The following is a 16,884-nucleotide window of genomic DNA, read 5'->3' as shown; positions in this document are numbered from 1 at the left end:
TACAAAGTCTCTAATTTTGCCGATATTAGTAGAAAAAACACGGAAATGAGGACCTAGCTGATGACCACCATTGGAATTGATTTGGGCACGACGAACAGTCTGGTGGCCTACTGGACTGATAATGGACCGATGCTCATTCCAAACGCACTCGGAGAAACACTGACTCCTTCTGTGGTCAGCGTCGATGAAAACGGCGAGATCTTGATAGGAAAAATCGCCAGAGAGCGCCTCCTGACTCACCCAGATCGGACTGCTTCTACCTTTAAACGGTTTATGGGGACAGAAAAAAGATACCAACTGGGAAGGTATTCCCTTTCTGCCGAAGACCTTTCCTCCTTTGTGATTAAATCTTTGAAGGCGGATGCTGAGGCTCATTTCGGACACCCCGTTCACGAAGCGGTTATCAGTGTGCCTGCTTATTTCAACGACACACAACGCAAAGCAACTAAACGAGCAGCAGAGCTTGCTGGACTCAAAGTAGAGCGTTTGATCAGCGAACCGACTGCTGCCGCGATCTCATATGGGCTCCATCAGGAGGAATCAGAGACACAATTCCTCGTATTCGATTTAGGTGGCGGAACGTTTGACGTTTCTATTTTGGAAATGTTCGAAGGTGTGATGGAAGTAAAATCAATCGCTGGAGACAACTTTTTGGGCGGCGAAGATTTTACCGATCTGATTGCCTCTTATTTCATAGAAGCCCATCGACTCGATATCAACACGCTAGACAGCAAAACACGTTCGTCCATTCACAAACAAGCTGAATTGTGCAAGCGCGCCTTATTTTCCGACCAAGAAGGGAAAATGAGTGTCAATATCCAGGGAGAGCTGGTTGAAACGACTCTCAGCCGGAATCAGCTGGAAGAACTCGCGTTTCCTCTGCTGCAACGACTGCGTCAGCCGATCGAACGTGCTTTGCGAGACGCATCCATCTCACCTCGAGAACTGGACGCAATCGTGCTTATTGGCGGTGCGACGCGGATGCCGCTTATCAAATCCGTCGTAAGCAAAATATTTGGGCGACTGCCCTATTCCCATATTAATCCCGATGAGGCTGTTGCATTGGGAGCAGCGATTCAAGCAGCACTCAAGGAACGCAATGAGGCGTTAAACGAGCTTGTTTTGACCGATGTTTGCCCATACACACTCGGTACGGGTATTGTACAAACCATGGCAAACGGCAAACACGAGGATGGCTACTTTTTTCCGATCATCGAGCGCAATACGCCAATCCCGGTCAGCCGGGTAGAACGGCTATACACCGTTCTCGATTATCAACGCTCTATCCTCGTTGACGTGTATCAAGGGGAAAGCCGACGCGTCGAACATAACCTCAAGCTTGGTGAATTGAATATAAAAGTTCCCCCTGCGAAAAAGGGTGAGGAGTCTATCGATGTTCGTTATACATATGACATCAACGGGATTCTGGAAGTCGAAGTGACTGTCGTATCTACAGGAGTCAAAACCAAGGCTGTCATCGAAAAAAATCCAGGTAGCCTATCAAAACAAGAAATTGAGGAGCGCTTTCAGGCCCTTCAAAACATGAAGATCCACCCCAGAGAGCGAACCGAAAATCGATTGCTTCTGGCAAAAGGCGAGCGTATGTATGAGGAAGCGTTGGGCGAAGACCGGATGATCATTGCGAATTACTTACGCCGCTTCGAAAGTGTCCTCTCCACCCAAAATGAAAGAGACATCGCCAAAGCAGCAGAAGAATTGAAGCAGCAGCTGGACATGTTTGAAGGGTGGAATGAGTATTAATGGGGATTTGGGAGATTCTCGGGATTGAACCGACGGACAATCCTGCCCAGATAAAAAAGGCTTATGCCAAAAAGTTGAAGGTGCACAATCCGGAAGTTGATCCAGAAGGCTTTCAGCAATTACGAGAGGCGTATGACCTCGCCTTGAAGTACACACGCAATACCAAGCGGAATCGTATGATCGAAGAAACGCCCCTACCGGAAAGAAGACAGCCGAGACAGCTGGATGAGGGGGAGAATCATGACTCGCAAGAAGAATCGGTTCCCCTCCAGCCGCCGAGACGTCTTTATGATCTGTGGCATTCTGAACCAGTAGAAGAAGAGCAGCCTAACTACGATCCACCGCAGCGGCTCACCCTGTTTGACAGGTTTTTAGAGGAAACAACGCAAGAAGTAGTCTCTCAAGAAGAAATCCCCATTCCCAAGCGATACGATTTCGCGGAGAGCTACGATCATTCCGAACGCTCCATGAACCCTGATGATATGGTGGAGCGTTTTTTCCGCCGTACGCAAGAGCTGTACGATAACTATCACCAACGTATCCAGCTTGAAAACTGGCGTGAGTTGCTGAATGACGAGGCCATGTGGAATGTCGGCTGCCATCAACTCATCGATACGCAATTTCTCCACTTTTTAGAAGAACACTATCACTTGCCTCATGAGGTGTGGAAGCTGCTGGATTCCCATTTTCAATGGCGGGAGAAATCGGAAAAGCTCGCAAGCCAGCTCTCAGGGCGTTTTGTCGCTTACCTGAACGGCCAGCTCAATCAGACCTTCACGCTGCGTTACCACTCTTTTGAGAATCGCGAGGACTTGGATATTGAAGCGTTTCTAGAATGGCGCAGCGATGCGTTATTTGCCCTCATGGAAAATGATTGGGAAACGGCTCAGAGCTATTTGGCAAAAGCTCATGCCCTGTACGCTCTGGACCCCGATTTGATCCGTTTACAGGGCGAATATTTTTTGCGAACCGGAAATAAGAATCGTGCCTTTCATACCTATGATCAGTTGATACGTCTTGATCCAGATAACATCGATGCGTATTTGAATCGTGCCCGGCTTTTCCTCGAAAAGGGAGATGCTGCTGATGCGATCAGAGATTGCGAGGAAATCCTCAATCGCATGCCAGAACTGTGGGATGCTCGCAGCTTGCTGGGGAAAGGCTATCTTCAGCTAGGGGAATGGGAGAAGGCTCAAGAGATTTTTCGGGAGATGCTTTCGCATAATCCGTCCGATATCGACGCGAAGATATGCCTGACGCAAATACAATCACCGCTTGACAGGGTGACTGAACCAGCTGCGAACAAGCAAGCCAAAGCTAATCGGGGAAAAAACTTACGCGCACTCGGGCTTCCTGGCAAGCTAGCAAGAATCAAGCAATTTTTTGCTATCTACACGAGACGTAACATTTGGACGATTATTTTCCTCCTTCTGCTCCATTACGCCATGTTTGCTGTTGTATCCATGAAGCTGGATATGACTTCTGAGCAGATGTTTGACTCCTTGGTCAATAAATTCAAGCCTGTCCAAATTAAGACGATGGACGAGTTGAAACAAACTCCGCTCGGCTACCAAGTGGAATTTACAATGACCAAAGCTTCCTATATCAATATGCTCCGCGTCTATGACAAAGAGAAGCATCCCGAGCCAAAAGCCGAGTTCATTCCTGCTGCCAAAGCCGAAGAGCGAGATCTATTAAACTCTGATACCGGCTATGTAAATGTGGGTTATCTGGGTCAACAAGCAATCATTGTCATAACGGACTACGACCATGCCAAAGAAATTCATGACAACCATTCTATTACGATGCAAGGAACGCTCAAGGCGATACCGGATGGTGAGATGCTGCCTGTCATTGTGAATGCTTTGGACAAACGCAAGCATCCGCACAATGCCGTTCTCATGACCGATAGGTATATCAATGCCAAGCCTGACTTAGAAGAAAAAGGATGGACGGGATCATGGCTTCTGGGCATTCTCGCGATAATTTCCATGTTGTTTTACATCCGCATCATTCGTGAGATTCCCAAAACTCGCAAAGCATTGACATTCCACTAAAGGAGGCTGAGAGCAATTCCATGACAAAAGAAGCAGAAAACGAAAAAGAGATCGACCCGAAGTTAAGCCGCTACTTGCATGCTCTCTCCTCTGTTTGCTTAAATCAGAAGCAGCTCGCGTATTATTTGGCAATCCACGAATACAACCGTCTGCGCGATACGTTTTTGCGGCTTCGAATTGACAACAGATGGGACACGGGAGATGCAAACAAAACGCAAGAGCGCTTGACCTGGTTTTTGGAGCATGGGCGAAGAACTGATTTTGATCAGCATCGCCACGTATTATCCGCACTCAGCACTGCCAATCGTTCCAACTACATCGCATCCTTAAAAAAAGGCGACCTGGAGTCAGCCCGGCAGTTGATCGTGTACTCGTACATGAACAGACTCCCACATGCCGGCATAGCCGCCTTTGATTACGCCTGGTATCTCATTATTTGCAAAGTAGGTGCCCAGCAGTCCTATCTTCCCAAGGTGGATGCCGTAGAAAGCATGCTGGACGTAGCCAAGCGAATCCAACTCGCTTATTCGAGCTGGGAAGAGTATTTATTTGCGTATGCATGCGGCAATCTTTACGACGAAGCAGGCGCGTCCAAAAATACGAGTAAAGCAACCGAAGCTCATATATTGAAGCTCCTGACGGGCAAGTACAGTCCGATCCGTGAATTTGACTGGAAGTTTGATTTAACACCTTACCTGCCCGAGTAAGCTGGCTAGCTTTTCAGGAACTCCCCTCCAAAAATTGATAAATAAAAGAGGAAGATTGATCGTGTATGTACAAAGCCGAATGGAAGTGCTGCCGGACGATACCTATGAGCACGTGTAACGAGCGCTCCGCGTGTCGATGGAGAGCCAGAGTCGCCTATCTCGTGGCTGTTTTTGCTGTCATGGCTTTGGGCTTAGGGTCCAGAGCGTTCGCCGATGTGTTGCCTGTCTTTGTAGCTGAGCATTTTGGCGATGCATTATGGGCGTGCATGATCTACTTCGGCTTTCGTACTTGTTTTGCGCATAAAAAGATTTCTTTCGCGATGTGGTGCAGCCTCGCGTTTTGCTTTGCGATCGAGGGCAGCCAGTTGTATCAGGCCGGTTGGATCAATTACATCCGGGAGACAACTCTTGGGGCGTTGGTATTAGGAAAAGGCTTTTTGACGGCTGACCTTGTGCGGTACACGGCAGGAATTGCCGTCTCTTCCCTGCTCGACCTAGCTTGGTCTTGGCGTAAACGCTCGTGATTTTTGGAGGATTTCCGATTTATTCAATCCTTTAGCTTACTGGTTTTTAACTTTGAAGAACCACAGAGAGGAGTAATGTAAATTGGTGAGTTTTGGTACTTTTATTGCCTTTGTATTTGTTTCGCTTGGTATGGTCTGTTCTCCTGGTCCTAACATGATTTACCTCATTTCTCGTACGATTTCGCAAGGCCGCACAGCCGGATTCATCTCGCTTCTTGGTGTTATACTTGGATTCGTAATTTACATGATCGCAACCATGTTCGGTCTCTCGGCTCTTTTCATAACGGTTCCGTTCGTTTACGAATCAGTCAAGTGGGCCGGGGCTGTCTACCTGCTCTGGCTCGCTTGGAATGCGGTCAAACCAGGTGCTGCTTCCATTCTCAAGCCTGATACTCTTCCTATTGAACCGCCGAAAAAGTTATTTTTGATGGGATTGATCACCAATCTACTGAACCCCAAAATTGCTATTTTGTATGTTTCACTCTTACCGCAGTTTGTAGATCCTGCGCGGGGATCGGTGCTCCTGCAAAGTGCTACTTTAGGTCTAACACAAATAGCTGTCAGCTTTACCATTAACCTGCTTATTGTTCTTGTAGCGAGCAGAGTTGCTCTGTGGTTTGGTACACGCCCAACATGGCTACGGGTGCAGCGTTGGCTAATGGCAAGTGTCTTGACAGGTCTTGCTGCGAGTCTTGCTTTTGATCGCAGATAATGATACATGCACTTATTGACAAACGGGTTCGTTCAATAAAAAAACAGCGACCAGTCTAAGACTTAGGTGGCCGCTGTTGTATCAAGCCCCGACAGAGGCCTTCTTACGCCTTTTCCGATATGTCCTTCACCATATGGCTCAATTTATGCCCGCTTACGATCACTGTCCCATCCTCACGATAGCCGAGCGATTCATACAGCTTGCGCGCACGTGGCTTTTCCTCGTCAACGAGCAAAGCGATTCGGTCATGCCCGCGCTGAATCGCTTCTTTTTCAAAGGCATCCAGCAGAAGTGATCCGATCCCCTTCCCTCTGCATGAGGAATCAACCGCGACTGAATCCAAATAGAATTCGTCATCCTTTGCTTCTTTTACAAGTGTAATCGTCTCACCAGTCAAACGTTGGACATGCTCAACGAAGGGGCGATCGAGCACCTCTGTTTGGCTTCCATGATAAAAGAGCGCCAGTCCTACCGGTACATCTCCATCCATGGCAATCACTGCGTTTTCGTAGCTGAGTCGGTTATTTTCCTTCGCAAAAAACTCCTCCATCATGCGAATCGCATCCGCTGCCTCCGTTGCACCTGTCAACGTATGCGCGATATCTCCAATGGCATCATAAATTAATGGCGCAGCAAAAGCTGCATCTGTGGGTTCCGCTTTGCGTATCATGTGTTTCCTCCTTGCGTTTCGAGCATTCGCACGACACGGCTCTTTTCGTTTCTTTGTGTATCATGCACACTTTCATTGTGTCACAATCTGCCAAGCTGATCGAGCCTTCCCGACGATCGTTCACAGATCAGCAACAATGAAACCGCTCTCATTTTTCGAGAGCGATTTCACCTTTTTCGCATCGACTTTCCTATCCAATCATTTTTTCAATCGTCAGCTTGCGATCATGCCGCAAATCGAGGAATTCACCCATTCTTCTTACCAACGGACGCATCGGCTCATCCTGATGGATAAGAATCACTTCGACTTCTTCCCCGCTACTCAACCTCGCCTTCGCGCCAACGTACAGCAAGGCAATGTAGCGGACAAACTGCGCAACGATCTCAACGTTCAACGTCCCGTTACAGGCTTCCTTCCACAGGAGCTGTGCCGCCTCGAATGGGGACGACCTCCCTTTGTATACCCGATCAGAACAGATCGCATCAAACATGTCGGCAACGGCGAGCACCTGACATTCGATCGGAATGCTACCGCCTTTCCTCTGCTCCGGATAGCCAGACCCGTCGAGTCGCTCGTGATGCAACAAGGCACACAGAGCCAACAGCTCAGACCCACCCTTCATCTCACGGATCATTTCATAGCCGTAGACGGTATGCTTCTTCATAATCGCAAATTCTTCTTCACTTAGCTTGCCTGGCTTAAGCAATATTTCCTTGGGTACCCTCATTTTTCCTATGTCATGCAAAAATCCGGCTGTCCCCATGAATGCTACTCGCTCTTCATCCCATTTCAACAAGCGAGCAATGAGCGAACAGAGAATGCCTACATTTAATGAATGTCGGTATGTATAGCTATCTGCCCCTTCCAGTACGTACAAGTTCCGGAACAAACCCAAATGCTTCGTCGATTTTTCTGCTACATCAAAAAAGATGTTGGAAAAATGATCAAGACTCGGTGCCCCGCCAACTGTCAGTTCATCAAAGAGTAGTCTTGTTTTGTCGAGAGCTTGTACATAAGCAGCAACGATCTCAGAATCTGCCTCTAGTTGGAATAGTTGAGAAGTAACTTCCTCACCGGTTCCCTCCGTAAGACTCTGTATAATGTCAACCTCACGGACTCGTTGCTTTTGCAATAGGATCACATGGGCAGGCGTGATCGTCGTGTTTTGTCCCAGCAGCAAAATTCCTTGTTCAGTGTACAAATCAGCCGCTAAAACTTGTCCAATCAGTGAGAGATCAACAGGTGCCAAAGGCATACAATCAACCTTTCCAGTCTCCGTCTTTTTACTCAAATTATAAAAAGGAAGATGGTGAGTTACAATCTTTTTTTCGACAATTCATAACTTTGCTGGACGCCGGGACATTTCACTTTTCGCATACATATGATATCAAGCAAATGTCAGTGGTTTTATCAAGGAGGGACGAACGTCTCATGACGACGCTGTACATCACATCAAAAGCGTGGAAACAGATTGAGCAGGCCGTACGAAAAAAACCCTCGCTGGAAACAGGAGGGGTTATGATGGGATACCCACTTGGTGAGGATAGATGGGTCGTTACGTATGCAAGTGAACCAGGCCCAAATGCGATTCACCAGCCACATTCTATATTTTTCGATGATAGGCATCTCAATAAACTCGTCCGCAAATTAAGCAGGCATCGACAATGGAAATACATTGGGGATTGGCATAGCCATACGGTAAAGCGACTCTCTCCTAGCAAAGGTGATAAGAGAACCATTTGGGCAAAAGCGTCACAATCCATGTACATGTCCTCCTCTCCCCTCATGCTGATCGTCGGGCTAGGTAAAAACAATCAAATTAACGCAAGAGGATTCATCCTCGGAAATACTCTTCGCGAGGTTGGGAAGATTGAGCTGTATGATCGGCAAGCTCAGCGACAGCTCGGTGAAAAAGCTCCATAGCCTGGTTTTTTCCCCAGCTCGGCTGATTTTCTGCCACGACACAAATGGCGTAACGCGGTTCTTCTAACGGAGCGTACCCGAGAAACCACAGATGGTTGTTTCCATTCGCATCCCCGATTTGCGCAGTCCCGCTTTTGCCTGCCACCTGCCAAGCGGAATTCATGAGCATCTGTCCTGTTCCCTCTGTGACAACCTTTCGCATCATTTTTCGCAATTTATTGGCTGTGACGTAGTCAATTCCGTCCAAAGAGAGCTCCTGCTCGGGGAATGTATGGAACGACTGACCATTTCGGTATGCGATCTCTTTTACCAGCCGTACCTGAGAGCTTTGACCGCCACGCAAAATCGTTACCATCATGTTGGCTGCTTGCAAGGGGGTAATACGTACATCCCGCTGACCGATGGCACTTTGAATCAGGACGCCTTCATCGTCGCGGGATATGCCCTCTGCAAAGACTCTACCCGGCTCTTCGCCATCCAGCTGCTTGAAATCTTTGAGTTTATACAGATGAGGGGTAACATGCCCCACTTGAGTGGTCAAGCCTAGCCTTTTTGCATATTCCTCCAACTTTTCTCCGCCCACCATTTTGGCGATATGGGCAATCGCAATGTTGCAGGATTGGGCATACGCTTCTTCCAGTGTCACACTGCCGTGACCTTCTTTTTTCCAGCAGGAGAATTGGTACTTCCCATACTCCCCTGTACATGTGAATCGTTCAATTGGTGAAACGATTCCTTCCGCCAAGGCGGCTGCTGCTACCACTGTTTTATAGACAGAACCAGGCGGGAGTTGTTTGAATGCGCGATTCTTCCAGTCGCTTGTGTTTCCTGTAACATTCGTTTGATCATACGTAGGACGGCTAACAGCTGCAAGAACATCGGCTGTTTGTACGTCCAAAACGACGATACTGCCCTCTTTTAACCCTACTTGATCGGCTGCTGCCTCCATGCTTCTCTGGATTGCTGCATCCAAGGTAGTCGTTAATGAAAGCGGATAGTATTGATTCGACTGCTTCGTGTAGCGAATATCCAGCCCTCGGAGCGGCTGTCCGTGCCCATCTACATAATAGGACAAGACAGAAGGCTCTACTCCCTGTAAAAACCGGTCAAAGCTTCGCTCCAGACCCGATGCCCCCAGCGTGCTCTCGGCATTCATTTTGCCGCTGGTCCATTCATCTGGATACTGCTTCTGCACCATGTTGGGATTTTTATGGATAAAACCAATCAGATGCTTGGCTACCTCATCAGCGCGGTATCGCTCTGTCACCGCCAATGCCACAACTCCTGGGATGGCAAGTGCATTGATTTCCTCGGCCTGCCGCTCGGTGAGCATCACCAGCTTGCCGGACTCCTCTCGCATGAGCAGCGGTACTTTTGCCTTTTCCATCGTCTCCGACAGCCGTTCCTTGGATTCTCCGGTTATTTGAGCCAACCGCTGCAAGCCATCTGTTCCTTGCAGGCTCCCACGCGCCAACGGGAACAAAATCAAGGCGAGATGCTCTTCTCCGGTAAAGGCGTACCCATTTCGATCTACGATATCGCCACGCCCGCTATGCAGCACGATGCTTTGCTGTCTTTGCTTTACTGCTGCCTTTACCAAATCAACGCCATGCCGAGAAAACCGATGGGGCGAACCGAGTTGAATCCACCACAATCGCACGACCAAACCGAGCCATAACAACGACATGGACAACAACACAAGAAAGTGACGTCTTTTGATTCGTCGATCCAGCTGCATCGAATTCCCTCCCTGGCTTTTTTCACCAGTATTGCCGGAATGTACGCGACAGAAACAACGAATAAAGAAAAAAGCACACCGTACGTCACGGTGCACTTTTGGTATTTAAGATTGATTGGCGAATTGTTGCTTCTCCAATAAAATATTGCTGATCTTCGTGGATAACAGATCCAATGCTACTCGGTTGTAGCCGCCTTCTGGAATGATGACGTCTGCATATCGCTTGGTCGGCTCAATAAACTGCAAATGCATCGGTCGAACGACGTTTAGATACTGTGTCACGACAGAATCGAGGGAACGACCGCGCTCTTCGATGTCACGTACGATTCGGCGTACAATACGCACGTCCGCATCGGTATCGACGAATACTTTGATATCCATCAAATCACGAATCCGCTCATCCTCCAGAATCAGCATTCCTTCCAGAATGATGACATCCTTCGGGTCGACTTGGATTTGCTCCGGCTTGCGGTTATGCTCCTTGAAGTCGTAGATCGGTTTTTGGATCGCTTTTCCTTGCAGCAGCTCCCGCAAATGCGCAAGCAACAAATCGTTGTCAAAAGCGAAGGGATGGTCGTAGTTCGTCAACGCCCGCTCTTCTGGGCTCAAATGGCTTTGATCCTTGTAGTAGGAATCCTGCTCAATCATCGTTACACTATCATTCTGGAACTGGCGGTACAGCTCCTTTGCTACAGTCGTTTTTCCAGAACCACTGCCTCCCGCTACCCCAATCAATACGGGGTTACCCATGCTTCATGTCCCCTTCCTCATGATGCTCTACACGTTTTCGACCCTATTTCTTTTTCAAGCTGATGGCCAGCCCGTCTCCTACTGGAATAAATGTTGTCTCTAAATCAGGACGCTCCATCAGATGTGAATTATAAGAAAGCAGCTTGTCCACCATTGGACGCTGACGCTTGCCCGCCTCTTCTGGTGTCGCCACCAGCCCTCGGAACAGGACATTGTCGCTGATTACCAAACCGCCTTCGCGAAGAAGCGGTAGATACAAATCGAGGAATACTCGATACTGACCTTTGGCTGCATCGATAAACAAGCAGTCAAATTGATACGACTCCGGCAGCCCTAAAGTGGCGTCACGTGAGAGTATTTCCACACGATCTGCACATCCTGCTTCTTTTATATTTTCCCGTGCTCTCACCAATCGATCTTCATCTATGTCCATCGTGACAATTCGCGCTTCCGGCGCAGCTTCTGCAAGCCAAATGGTGGAATAGCCAATTGCCGTACCCACTTCAAGAATCGCTTTGGGACGATGCAGCAATAACAACATCCGCATGACTTGAGCGGACGCAAGCTGCACAATCGGAATGTTTTCCTCTGCCGCCTCCTGCTCCAGTCGCTTGAGCAGCGGAGAACGCTCGGGAACCAGGCTTGACACGTAGTCGTCAATTGCCGGATTGGTAATCATGATTTCACTCCTCTTTCGTTACAACCGAATTATTATAGCACACCTTAGGAAAACTTGGCTACGTCAAGCGCTGTTGATCGCATGCAAAAAAAAAGAGGAAACTTGGTTAGTTTCCCCTGCTTTTCTTATCATTTGCTTCATGCTCTTGCAGCGTTTTGGAAAAGTAATGCTCGGACGTTCCGTCTTTTTTCGTCACGTAGAAAAAGTAATCGTGTTTAGCCGGATTGACGACTGCTTCAAGCGAAGCTCTGCCTGGGTTGGCAATCGGTCCCGGTGGCAATCCAGGATTCGTGTACGTATTGTACGGGCTTTTTACTTTTAGGTCCTCGAAGGTCAAACGGTCTCGTTGTTTGCCGAGAACAAATTGGACGGTAGCATCAGCCTGCAACGGCCACTTATCGCGAATTCGATTGTAGTACACGCCTGCTACTAGCGGGCGCTCCTTGTCTACTGTTACTTCACGCTCAACGATCGATGCGAGATTAACCGCTTTATCCAGTGTTAAATCATGCTGCTTCAACTGCTCTGTCCACTCCGGCTGCCATTCCTTTTGGAATTGAGCCAGCATACGCGAGACGACATCATGTGCTGTAGCATCTTTGCCCACCTCATACGTTTCCGGGAACAAATACCCTTCCAGACGGTGTTTTCGGTCTGCATGCTTCGGTATGGCTGCGACAAAAGGATAGTCGGGGAATTCACCTTCATTTACTTCTTTTAAGAATGCCGCCTTCTCTACAATGCCTTCTTTATCGAGATGGTCTGCGATTTGTTCAACATTCCAGCCTTCTGGGATCGTAAATCGGTTCGCATTGATCACCGTGTTTCCTTGCACCATTGCGCTTAGAATCTCGTCAATGGCTTGTCCAGTCGTAAATTGGTATTCTCCCGCCTTCAGATCAGGGGCCACGCCTTTATACTTCACGTAGTAATTAAATACATCGGCATTTCGGATCACACCTTGTTCTTCCAGAAGTCGACCGATTTTTTGTACGGATGAACCCGACGGAATCGCCACGTTTTTCACCGTCTGTTCACCTGCAACCGGCTGTAATTGCTGGTACACGTACCACGCTGCTCCCCCCGCAGCCAATATGATCAACAACAACAAGGCAACCAGCCACATCACAATTCGTCCGCCGCGTCTACGGCGATGCGTCACAGGGCGGCCGGGGTTAAAATCAGTCTTCGCTGACATTGGTTTCAAGCTAGAAATCCTCCCTTTAGGGTCTCTTTATCTCCATCCCATTCATTATACAAGAGGCTTATCTACCTGTCACTTCATGGGTGATTTTGGCGAAAAAAGACATAAAAAAAGAGCCCGCCAGTTGCGGACTCTCTTTCCACGAATCTATTAAATTCCTTCTTTCTCCAAATCAGCAATCAAAGTTTCGAAGGTAGCTTCTACTTGCTCCCACTCTTCATCATCCTCGATTGGCTGGAGCATGTCTGTACCGTCATAACGCAGGAAGTGAACCTCGTACTCTTCTTCCTCTTCCTGATCTACTGGTACGAGCACCAAATAGCTGCGGTCTTCAATGTCAAAAATGTACATGATACGAAAATCTCGCGGTTCCTCGGTACCTTCTTCCGTCAGCGCGATCACATCGCCCACTTCGAACTCTTCCATCATCTCTTCACTCATTGTGGTCACCTCGATTTCGCGTCCAAATATCCTTGGAGGATTAAAGTGGCCGCCATTTTATCTATCACTGTCTTTCGCTTTTGACGGCTAACATCAGCAGAGATCAGCATACGCTCTGCTGCCATCGTCGTCAAGCGTTCGTCCCACATGTGGACAGGAAGAGACATGCGTTCCTCCAAAAGCTTGCCAAATGCTTGACACTTTTCAGCACGCGGGCCTATGGTTCCGTTCATGTTTTTGGGCAAACCAACGACGAAAGCCCCAATTTGATACTGCGAAACTAATTCGCTCAGGCGGGCAAGATCCTTTTCCTTGGATTGTCGCTTGATGGTCTCTACTCCTTGTGCAGTCCATCCCAGCTCATCGCTGACAGCCACTCCAATCGTCTTGTCGCCTACATCCAACCCCATCAGTCGTGTCATCGTTAAGGTCTACTTGCGCTCTGACAAGTAAACGGTCACCAACTCTTCTATGATTTTGTCCCGTTCCAATTTGCCGATCAGGCTCCGCGCGTTGTTGTGGCGTGGGATAAACGCCGGGTCGCCAGAAAGCAAGTAACCGACGATCTGGGTGATCGGGTTGTATCCTTTTTCCTGCAGGGCTTTGTACACCTCTGTCAATGTTTCTTGCACATCCGCCGCATTCGCTTCCTTGGGCACCGTGAACTTCATGGTATTATCCAACGAACTCACAATCAACACCTCGATTTCCTTTTGAGACTCTTTTGGTTACATCCTCTTTTTTGTATTCGACTCGGATTTCGTTTACTCCTGTCGATTATACAAATTTCTCGTGCAATCGTACTATTTCGCTACGGCTTGACTCTTCACGAAGTCAACCACTGCATCCAGTGCTTCTTGCAGCTTGGATGGATACTTACCGCCGGCTTGTGCCATATCAGGACGTCCACCACCGCCGCCACCGCAACGAGTTGCGACTTCCTTGATGATCTTGCCAGCGTGAATGCCTTGGTCCATGAGATCTTTGGTTACACCTGCAACGAGGTTCACCTTGTCGCCATCGACTGCACCCAACACAATGACAGCGGAGCCGAGTTTGTTTTTCAGCTCATCTACCATCCCGCGCAGGTTATCCATATCGACAGCGGAAACACGTGCAGCGAGTACATTCATGCCGTCTACTTGTTGGAGTTTATCCGTCAACGACGCTGCCTCGATGTTCCCCAGTTTTGCACGCAGGGACTCGTTTTCGCGCTGAACTTCTTTCAATTGTTGTTGCAGACCTTCTACACGTGCAGGTGCTTCAGCCAGCACTGGTGCTTTGAGTGCTTGCGCCACTTCTTTGAGTGTAGTGAACTGCTGGTTCAAGAACTGATAAGCACCGCGTCCTGTTACTGCTTCGATCCGGCGTGTACCTGCGCCGATACCGCTCTCGCTAACCAGCTTGAACAGACCGATTTCCGCGGTATTGTTCACATGGCATCCACCGCACAGCTCCAGGCTGTATTCGCCTACTTTTACAACGCGTACAACGTCGCCGTATTTTTCACCGAACAACGCCATCGCGCCCATCGCTTTTGCTTCAGCCAATGGTTTGTTGGAGATCTCGACACTCAGGTTTGCCCACACTTTTTCATTCACGATCGCTTCGATACGCTCCAGCTCTTCTGGAGTAATGGAGCTAATGTGAGTGAAGTCAAAACGGAGACGCTCTGGTGCTACCAAGGAACCTGCCTGATTGACATGCGTTCCCAGGACATCCTTGAGTGCTTGATGCAGCAAGTGAGTCGCTGTATGGTTTTGCGTGATAGCCAGACGTGCTTCACGGTTCACTTCCGCGCGAACCTCACCGCCTTTGCGCAGGGTACCTGCTTCGACGATGACGGAATGTACATTTTGACCCATTGGTCCTTTTTGTACATCTGTCACACGTGCTTTCACGACATCAGAAATCAGGTAACCTTCGTCATTGATCTGACCGCCACTTTCTGCATAGAAAGGAGTTTCGCTCAGAACGACTTGTACGGTCTGACCTTCTTCTGCTTCCTCTACCAGCTGGTTGTCCAAAATAATCGCTTCGACTTTACCTGTTGCTACCAATTCAGTATAACCAACAAATTGGCTCGTAACCGTCAAATCAGACAATGGACCACCTTGGATTTGCATGCTGTCTACATCTTGACGTGCTGCACGTGCACGCTCACGCTGTTCTTCCATCGCTTGATCAAAGCCATCGCGATCGATCGCAAGTCCTTGTTCATCAGCGAAGTCTTCGGTCAAATCAACCGGGAATCCATACGTATCGTACATTTTGAACACATCTTGACCAGACAGTTGTGTCTTTCCACTTTCTTTTGCTGCCTTCACCATGTCAGACAGGATCGCCAGACCGTCGTTCAGTGTCTCGTGGAAACGCTCTTCCTCGGCACGAATCACTTTTTCGATAAACGCACGCTTTTGGACAACCTCTGGGTAGAATTCGCCCATCATCGTGCCTACTGTCTCAGTCAAGCTGTACAGGAATGGCTTCTCTACGCCCAGCTTTTTCCCCATACGTACGGCACGGCGAAGCAGACGGCGAATGACATAGCCACGTCCTTCATTGGATGGAAGTGCACCGTCACCAATCGCAAACACAACCGTACGTGCATGGTCAGCGATAACCTTCAATGCTACGTCCATCTCAGGGCTTGTTTTATACTTCACACCGGAGATTTCTGTGGTCTTTTCGATCAGCGGGAACAGCAAGTCTGTCTCAAAGTTGTTGTCTACGCCTTGGATGACAGACGCCATGCGCTCAAGACCCATCCCCGTATCAATGTTCTTCTTAGGCAGCGGCGTGTAGGTACCGTCTGGATTGTGGTTGAACTGGGAGAATACCAGGTTCCATACTTCCAGGTAACGCTCGTTCTCCCCACCTGGGTACAACTCAGGGTCGTTCGGGTCGTTTCCGAATGCTTCTCCACGGTCATAGAAAATCTCTGTGTTTGGTCCGCTCGGGCCTTCTCCGATATCCCAGAAGTTGCCCTCCAGTCGGATGATTCGCTCTTCTGGAACACCGATTTTCTTGCTCCACAGCTCAAATGCTTCTTCGTCCTCTGGGTGAATGGTAACGGACAAGAGCTCTGGATCAAAGCCGATCCATTTTGGGCTCGTCAAAAACTCCCATGCCCATTCAATCGCTTCTTCCTTGAAGTACTCACCGATAGAGAAGTTACCCAGCATTTCGAAGAAGGTATGGTGGCGAGCAGTACGTCCCACATTCTCAATATCGTTGGTACGAATAGACTTTTGCGAGTTCGTGATGCGCGGGTTGTCCGGGATGATTCGACCGTCAAAATATTTCTTGAGGGTCGCCACACCGCTATTGATCCACAGAAGGGAAGGATCGTCGATTGGAACCAATGGAGCGCTAGGCTCAATGCGATGTCCTTTTTCTACAAAAAAGTCGAGGAACATCTGGCGGATTTGATTGCCTGTCAGTTTCTTCATCTAACATTCTCCTCATCTAAAAATAAAAAAAGTCCCCATCCCCTCAGGGACGAGAACTGATTTTCTCGCGGTACCACCCTGCTTACAGGCTCGCTACACGTATCTGAGCCAAGGCCTGTCGCTTAAGTGGCGTCTAACGGTGCCAAACCGCCGGGTTTTGCCCGGTCTTAGGAGTAGCCTTCTGCTGCTCTTCTTTTGGTCGCCCTCTCAACCATGGAGCGCCCTCTCTGTAAAAGGTCTGCAACATACTCGTTCCCTCATTGATT

The 16,884-nt window shown here is 48.7% G+C and carries 16 protein-coding genes; 6 read left to right on the top strand and 10 right to left on the bottom strand.

What is annotated here, in order from left to right; genetic code table 11:
- The first annotated feature begins 60 nt into the window (after positions 1 to 60).
- From ACKKE8_RS10810 to ACKKE8_RS10790, 5 genes are all read left to right on the top strand, one after another.
- Positions 61 to 1,761: a molecular chaperone HscC gene (locus ACKKE8_RS10810; RefSeq protein WP_409178168.1), complete on the top strand. Its 1,701-nt coding sequence runs from the start codon at positions 61 to 63 to the stop codon at positions 1,759 to 1,761.
- Positions 1,761 to 3,818, top strand: a complete 2,058-nt coding sequence (locus tag ACKKE8_RS10805; protein ID WP_409178167.1) for a tetratricopeptide repeat protein — start codon at positions 1,761 to 1,763, stop codon at positions 3,816 to 3,818. Before ACKKE8_RS10810 ends, ACKKE8_RS10805 begins: the two co-directional genes overlap by 1 nt.
- A gap of 20 nt (positions 3,819 to 3,838) precedes the next feature.
- Positions 3,839 to 4,525, top strand: a complete 687-nt coding sequence (locus ACKKE8_RS10800; RefSeq protein ID WP_409178166.1) for a DUF1266 domain-containing protein — start codon at positions 3,839 to 3,841, stop codon at positions 4,523 to 4,525.
- A 104-nt stretch (positions 4,526 to 4,629) separates the two neighbouring features.
- A complete protein-coding gene (locus ACKKE8_RS10795) occupies positions 4,630 to 5,049 on the top strand; it encodes a DUF2809 domain-containing protein (protein WP_409178165.1) in 420 nt (139 codons plus the stop codon).
- A gap of 82 nt (positions 5,050 to 5,131) precedes the next feature.
- Positions 5,132 to 5,761, top strand: coding sequence for a LysE family translocator (locus ACKKE8_RS10790; protein WP_409178164.1), 630 nt, complete (start codon positions 5,132 to 5,134; stop codon positions 5,759 to 5,761).
- 103 nt (positions 5,762 to 5,864) lie between these two features.
- Here ACKKE8_RS10790 and ACKKE8_RS10785 read toward each other — a convergent pair whose 3' ends face one another.
- Positions 5,865 to 6,431: a GNAT family N-acetyltransferase gene (locus tag ACKKE8_RS10785; protein ID WP_409178163.1), complete on the bottom strand. Its 567-nt coding sequence runs from the start codon at positions 6,429 to 6,431 to the stop codon at positions 5,865 to 5,867.
- Positions 6,432 to 6,621: 190 nt separating this feature from the next.
- Positions 6,622 to 7,686 (bottom strand): HD-GYP domain-containing protein, encoded by a 1,065-nt coding sequence (locus ACKKE8_RS10780; RefSeq protein WP_409178162.1) that lies wholly within the window; start codon positions 7,684 to 7,686, stop codon positions 6,622 to 6,624.
- A 176-nt stretch (positions 7,687 to 7,862) separates the two neighbouring features.
- Here ACKKE8_RS10780 and ACKKE8_RS10775 point away from each other — a divergent pair, with 176 nt between their 5' ends.
- Positions 7,863 to 8,354 carry a Mov34/MPN/PAD-1 family protein gene (locus ACKKE8_RS10775; RefSeq protein ID WP_409178161.1) on the top strand — a complete coding sequence of 164 codons (492 nt, stop codon included), beginning with the start codon at positions 7,863 to 7,865 and terminating at the stop codon, positions 8,352 to 8,354.
- Here ACKKE8_RS10775 and ACKKE8_RS10770 read toward each other — a convergent pair.
- The 8 genes from ACKKE8_RS10770 to alaS form a co-directional block, all read right to left on the bottom strand.
- Positions 8,266 to 10,092 (bottom strand): peptidoglycan D,D-transpeptidase FtsI family protein, encoded by a 1,827-nt coding sequence (locus ACKKE8_RS10770; RefSeq protein WP_409178160.1) that lies wholly within the window; start codon positions 10,090 to 10,092, stop codon positions 8,266 to 8,268. The genes ACKKE8_RS10775 and ACKKE8_RS10770 overlap by 89 nt on opposite strands.
- A gap of 105 nt (positions 10,093 to 10,197) precedes the next feature.
- Positions 10,198 to 10,842, bottom strand: coding sequence for a uridine kinase (gene udk, locus ACKKE8_RS10765; protein ID WP_409178159.1), 645 nt, complete (start codon positions 10,840 to 10,842; stop codon positions 10,198 to 10,200).
- A gap of 43 nt (positions 10,843 to 10,885) precedes the next feature.
- Entirely contained in the window at positions 10,886 to 11,521 is a 636-nt protein-coding gene (locus ACKKE8_RS10760; protein WP_409178158.1) for an O-methyltransferase, read from the bottom strand.
- A gap of 106 nt (positions 11,522 to 11,627) precedes the next feature.
- Positions 11,628 to 12,728, bottom strand: a complete 1,101-nt coding sequence (gene mltG, locus ACKKE8_RS10755) for an endolytic transglycosylase MltG (RefSeq protein ID WP_409178157.1) — start codon at positions 12,726 to 12,728, stop codon at positions 11,628 to 11,630.
- A 147-nt stretch (positions 12,729 to 12,875) separates the two neighbouring features.
- Positions 12,876 to 13,166: a DUF1292 domain-containing protein gene (locus ACKKE8_RS10750; RefSeq protein WP_219660947.1), complete on the bottom strand. Its 291-nt coding sequence runs from the start codon at positions 13,164 to 13,166 to the stop codon at positions 12,876 to 12,878.
- A 5-nt stretch (positions 13,167 to 13,171) separates the two neighbouring features.
- Positions 13,172 to 13,588 (bottom strand): Holliday junction resolvase RuvX, encoded by a 417-nt coding sequence (gene ruvX, locus ACKKE8_RS10745; protein WP_409178156.1) that lies wholly within the window; start codon positions 13,586 to 13,588, stop codon positions 13,172 to 13,174.
- A 9-nt stretch (positions 13,589 to 13,597) separates the two neighbouring features.
- Positions 13,598 to 13,858 (bottom strand): IreB family regulatory phosphoprotein, encoded by a 261-nt coding sequence (locus ACKKE8_RS10740; RefSeq protein WP_007727936.1) that lies wholly within the window; start codon positions 13,856 to 13,858, stop codon positions 13,598 to 13,600.
- Positions 13,859 to 13,969: 111 nt separating this feature from the next.
- Entirely contained in the window at positions 13,970 to 16,618 is a 2,649-nt protein-coding gene (gene alaS / locus ACKKE8_RS10735) for an alanine--tRNA ligase (protein ID WP_409178155.1), read from the bottom strand.
- Positions 16,619 to 16,884: the final 266 nt, after the last annotated feature.

The organism is Brevibacillus fortis, assembly GCF_046196545.1.
Lineage (GTDB): Bacteria > Bacillota > Bacilli > Brevibacillales > Brevibacillaceae > Brevibacillus > Brevibacillus fortis_A.
The sequence above is the reverse complement of the archived record's forward strand: the minus strand, read 5'-3'. Positions and strand labels throughout refer to the sequence as shown.

Coding starts and splice junctions, on each gene's coding strand:
- ACKKE8_RS10770 (WP_409178160.1), bottom strand. CDS start 10,092: ATGCAGCTGGATCGACGAATCAAAAGACGTCACTTTCTTGTGTTGTTG.
- ACKKE8_RS10805 (WP_409178167.1), top strand. CDS start 1,761: ATGGGGATTTGGGAGATTCTCGGGATTGAACCGACGGACAATCCTGCC.
- ruvX (WP_409178156.1), bottom strand. CDS start 13,588: ATGACACGACTGATGGGGTTGGATGTAGGCGACAAGACGATTGGAGTG.
- udk (WP_409178159.1), bottom strand. CDS start 10,842: ATGGGTAACCCCGTATTGATTGGGGTAGCGGGAGGCAGTGGTTCTGGA.
- ACKKE8_RS10775 (WP_409178161.1), top strand. CDS start 7,863: ATGACGACGCTGTACATCACATCAAAAGCGTGGAAACAGATTGAGCAG.
- ACKKE8_RS10800 (WP_409178166.1), top strand. CDS start 3,839: ATGACAAAAGAAGCAGAAAACGAAAAAGAGATCGACCCGAAGTTAAGC.
- ACKKE8_RS10810 (WP_409178168.1), top strand. CDS start 61: ATGACCACCATTGGAATTGATTTGGGCACGACGAACAGTCTGGTGGCC.
- ACKKE8_RS10795 (WP_409178165.1), top strand. CDS start 4,630: ATGAGCACGTGTAACGAGCGCTCCGCGTGTCGATGGAGAGCCAGAGTC.
- ACKKE8_RS10760 (WP_409178158.1), bottom strand. CDS start 11,521: ATGATTACCAATCCGGCAATTGACGACTACGTGTCAAGCCTGGTTCCC.
- ACKKE8_RS10780 (WP_409178162.1), bottom strand. CDS start 7,686: ATGCCTTTGGCACCTGTTGATCTCTCACTGATTGGACAAGTTTTAGCG.
- alaS (WP_409178155.1), bottom strand. CDS start 16,618: ATGAAGAAACTGACAGGCAATCAAATCCGCCAGATGTTCCTCGACTTT.
- ACKKE8_RS10785 (WP_409178163.1), bottom strand. CDS start 6,431: ATGATACGCAAAGCGGAACCCACAGATGCAGCTTTTGCTGCGCCATTA.
- ACKKE8_RS10750 (WP_219660947.1), bottom strand. CDS start 13,166: ATGAGTGAAGAGATGATGGAAGAGTTCGAAGTGGGCGATGTGATCGCG.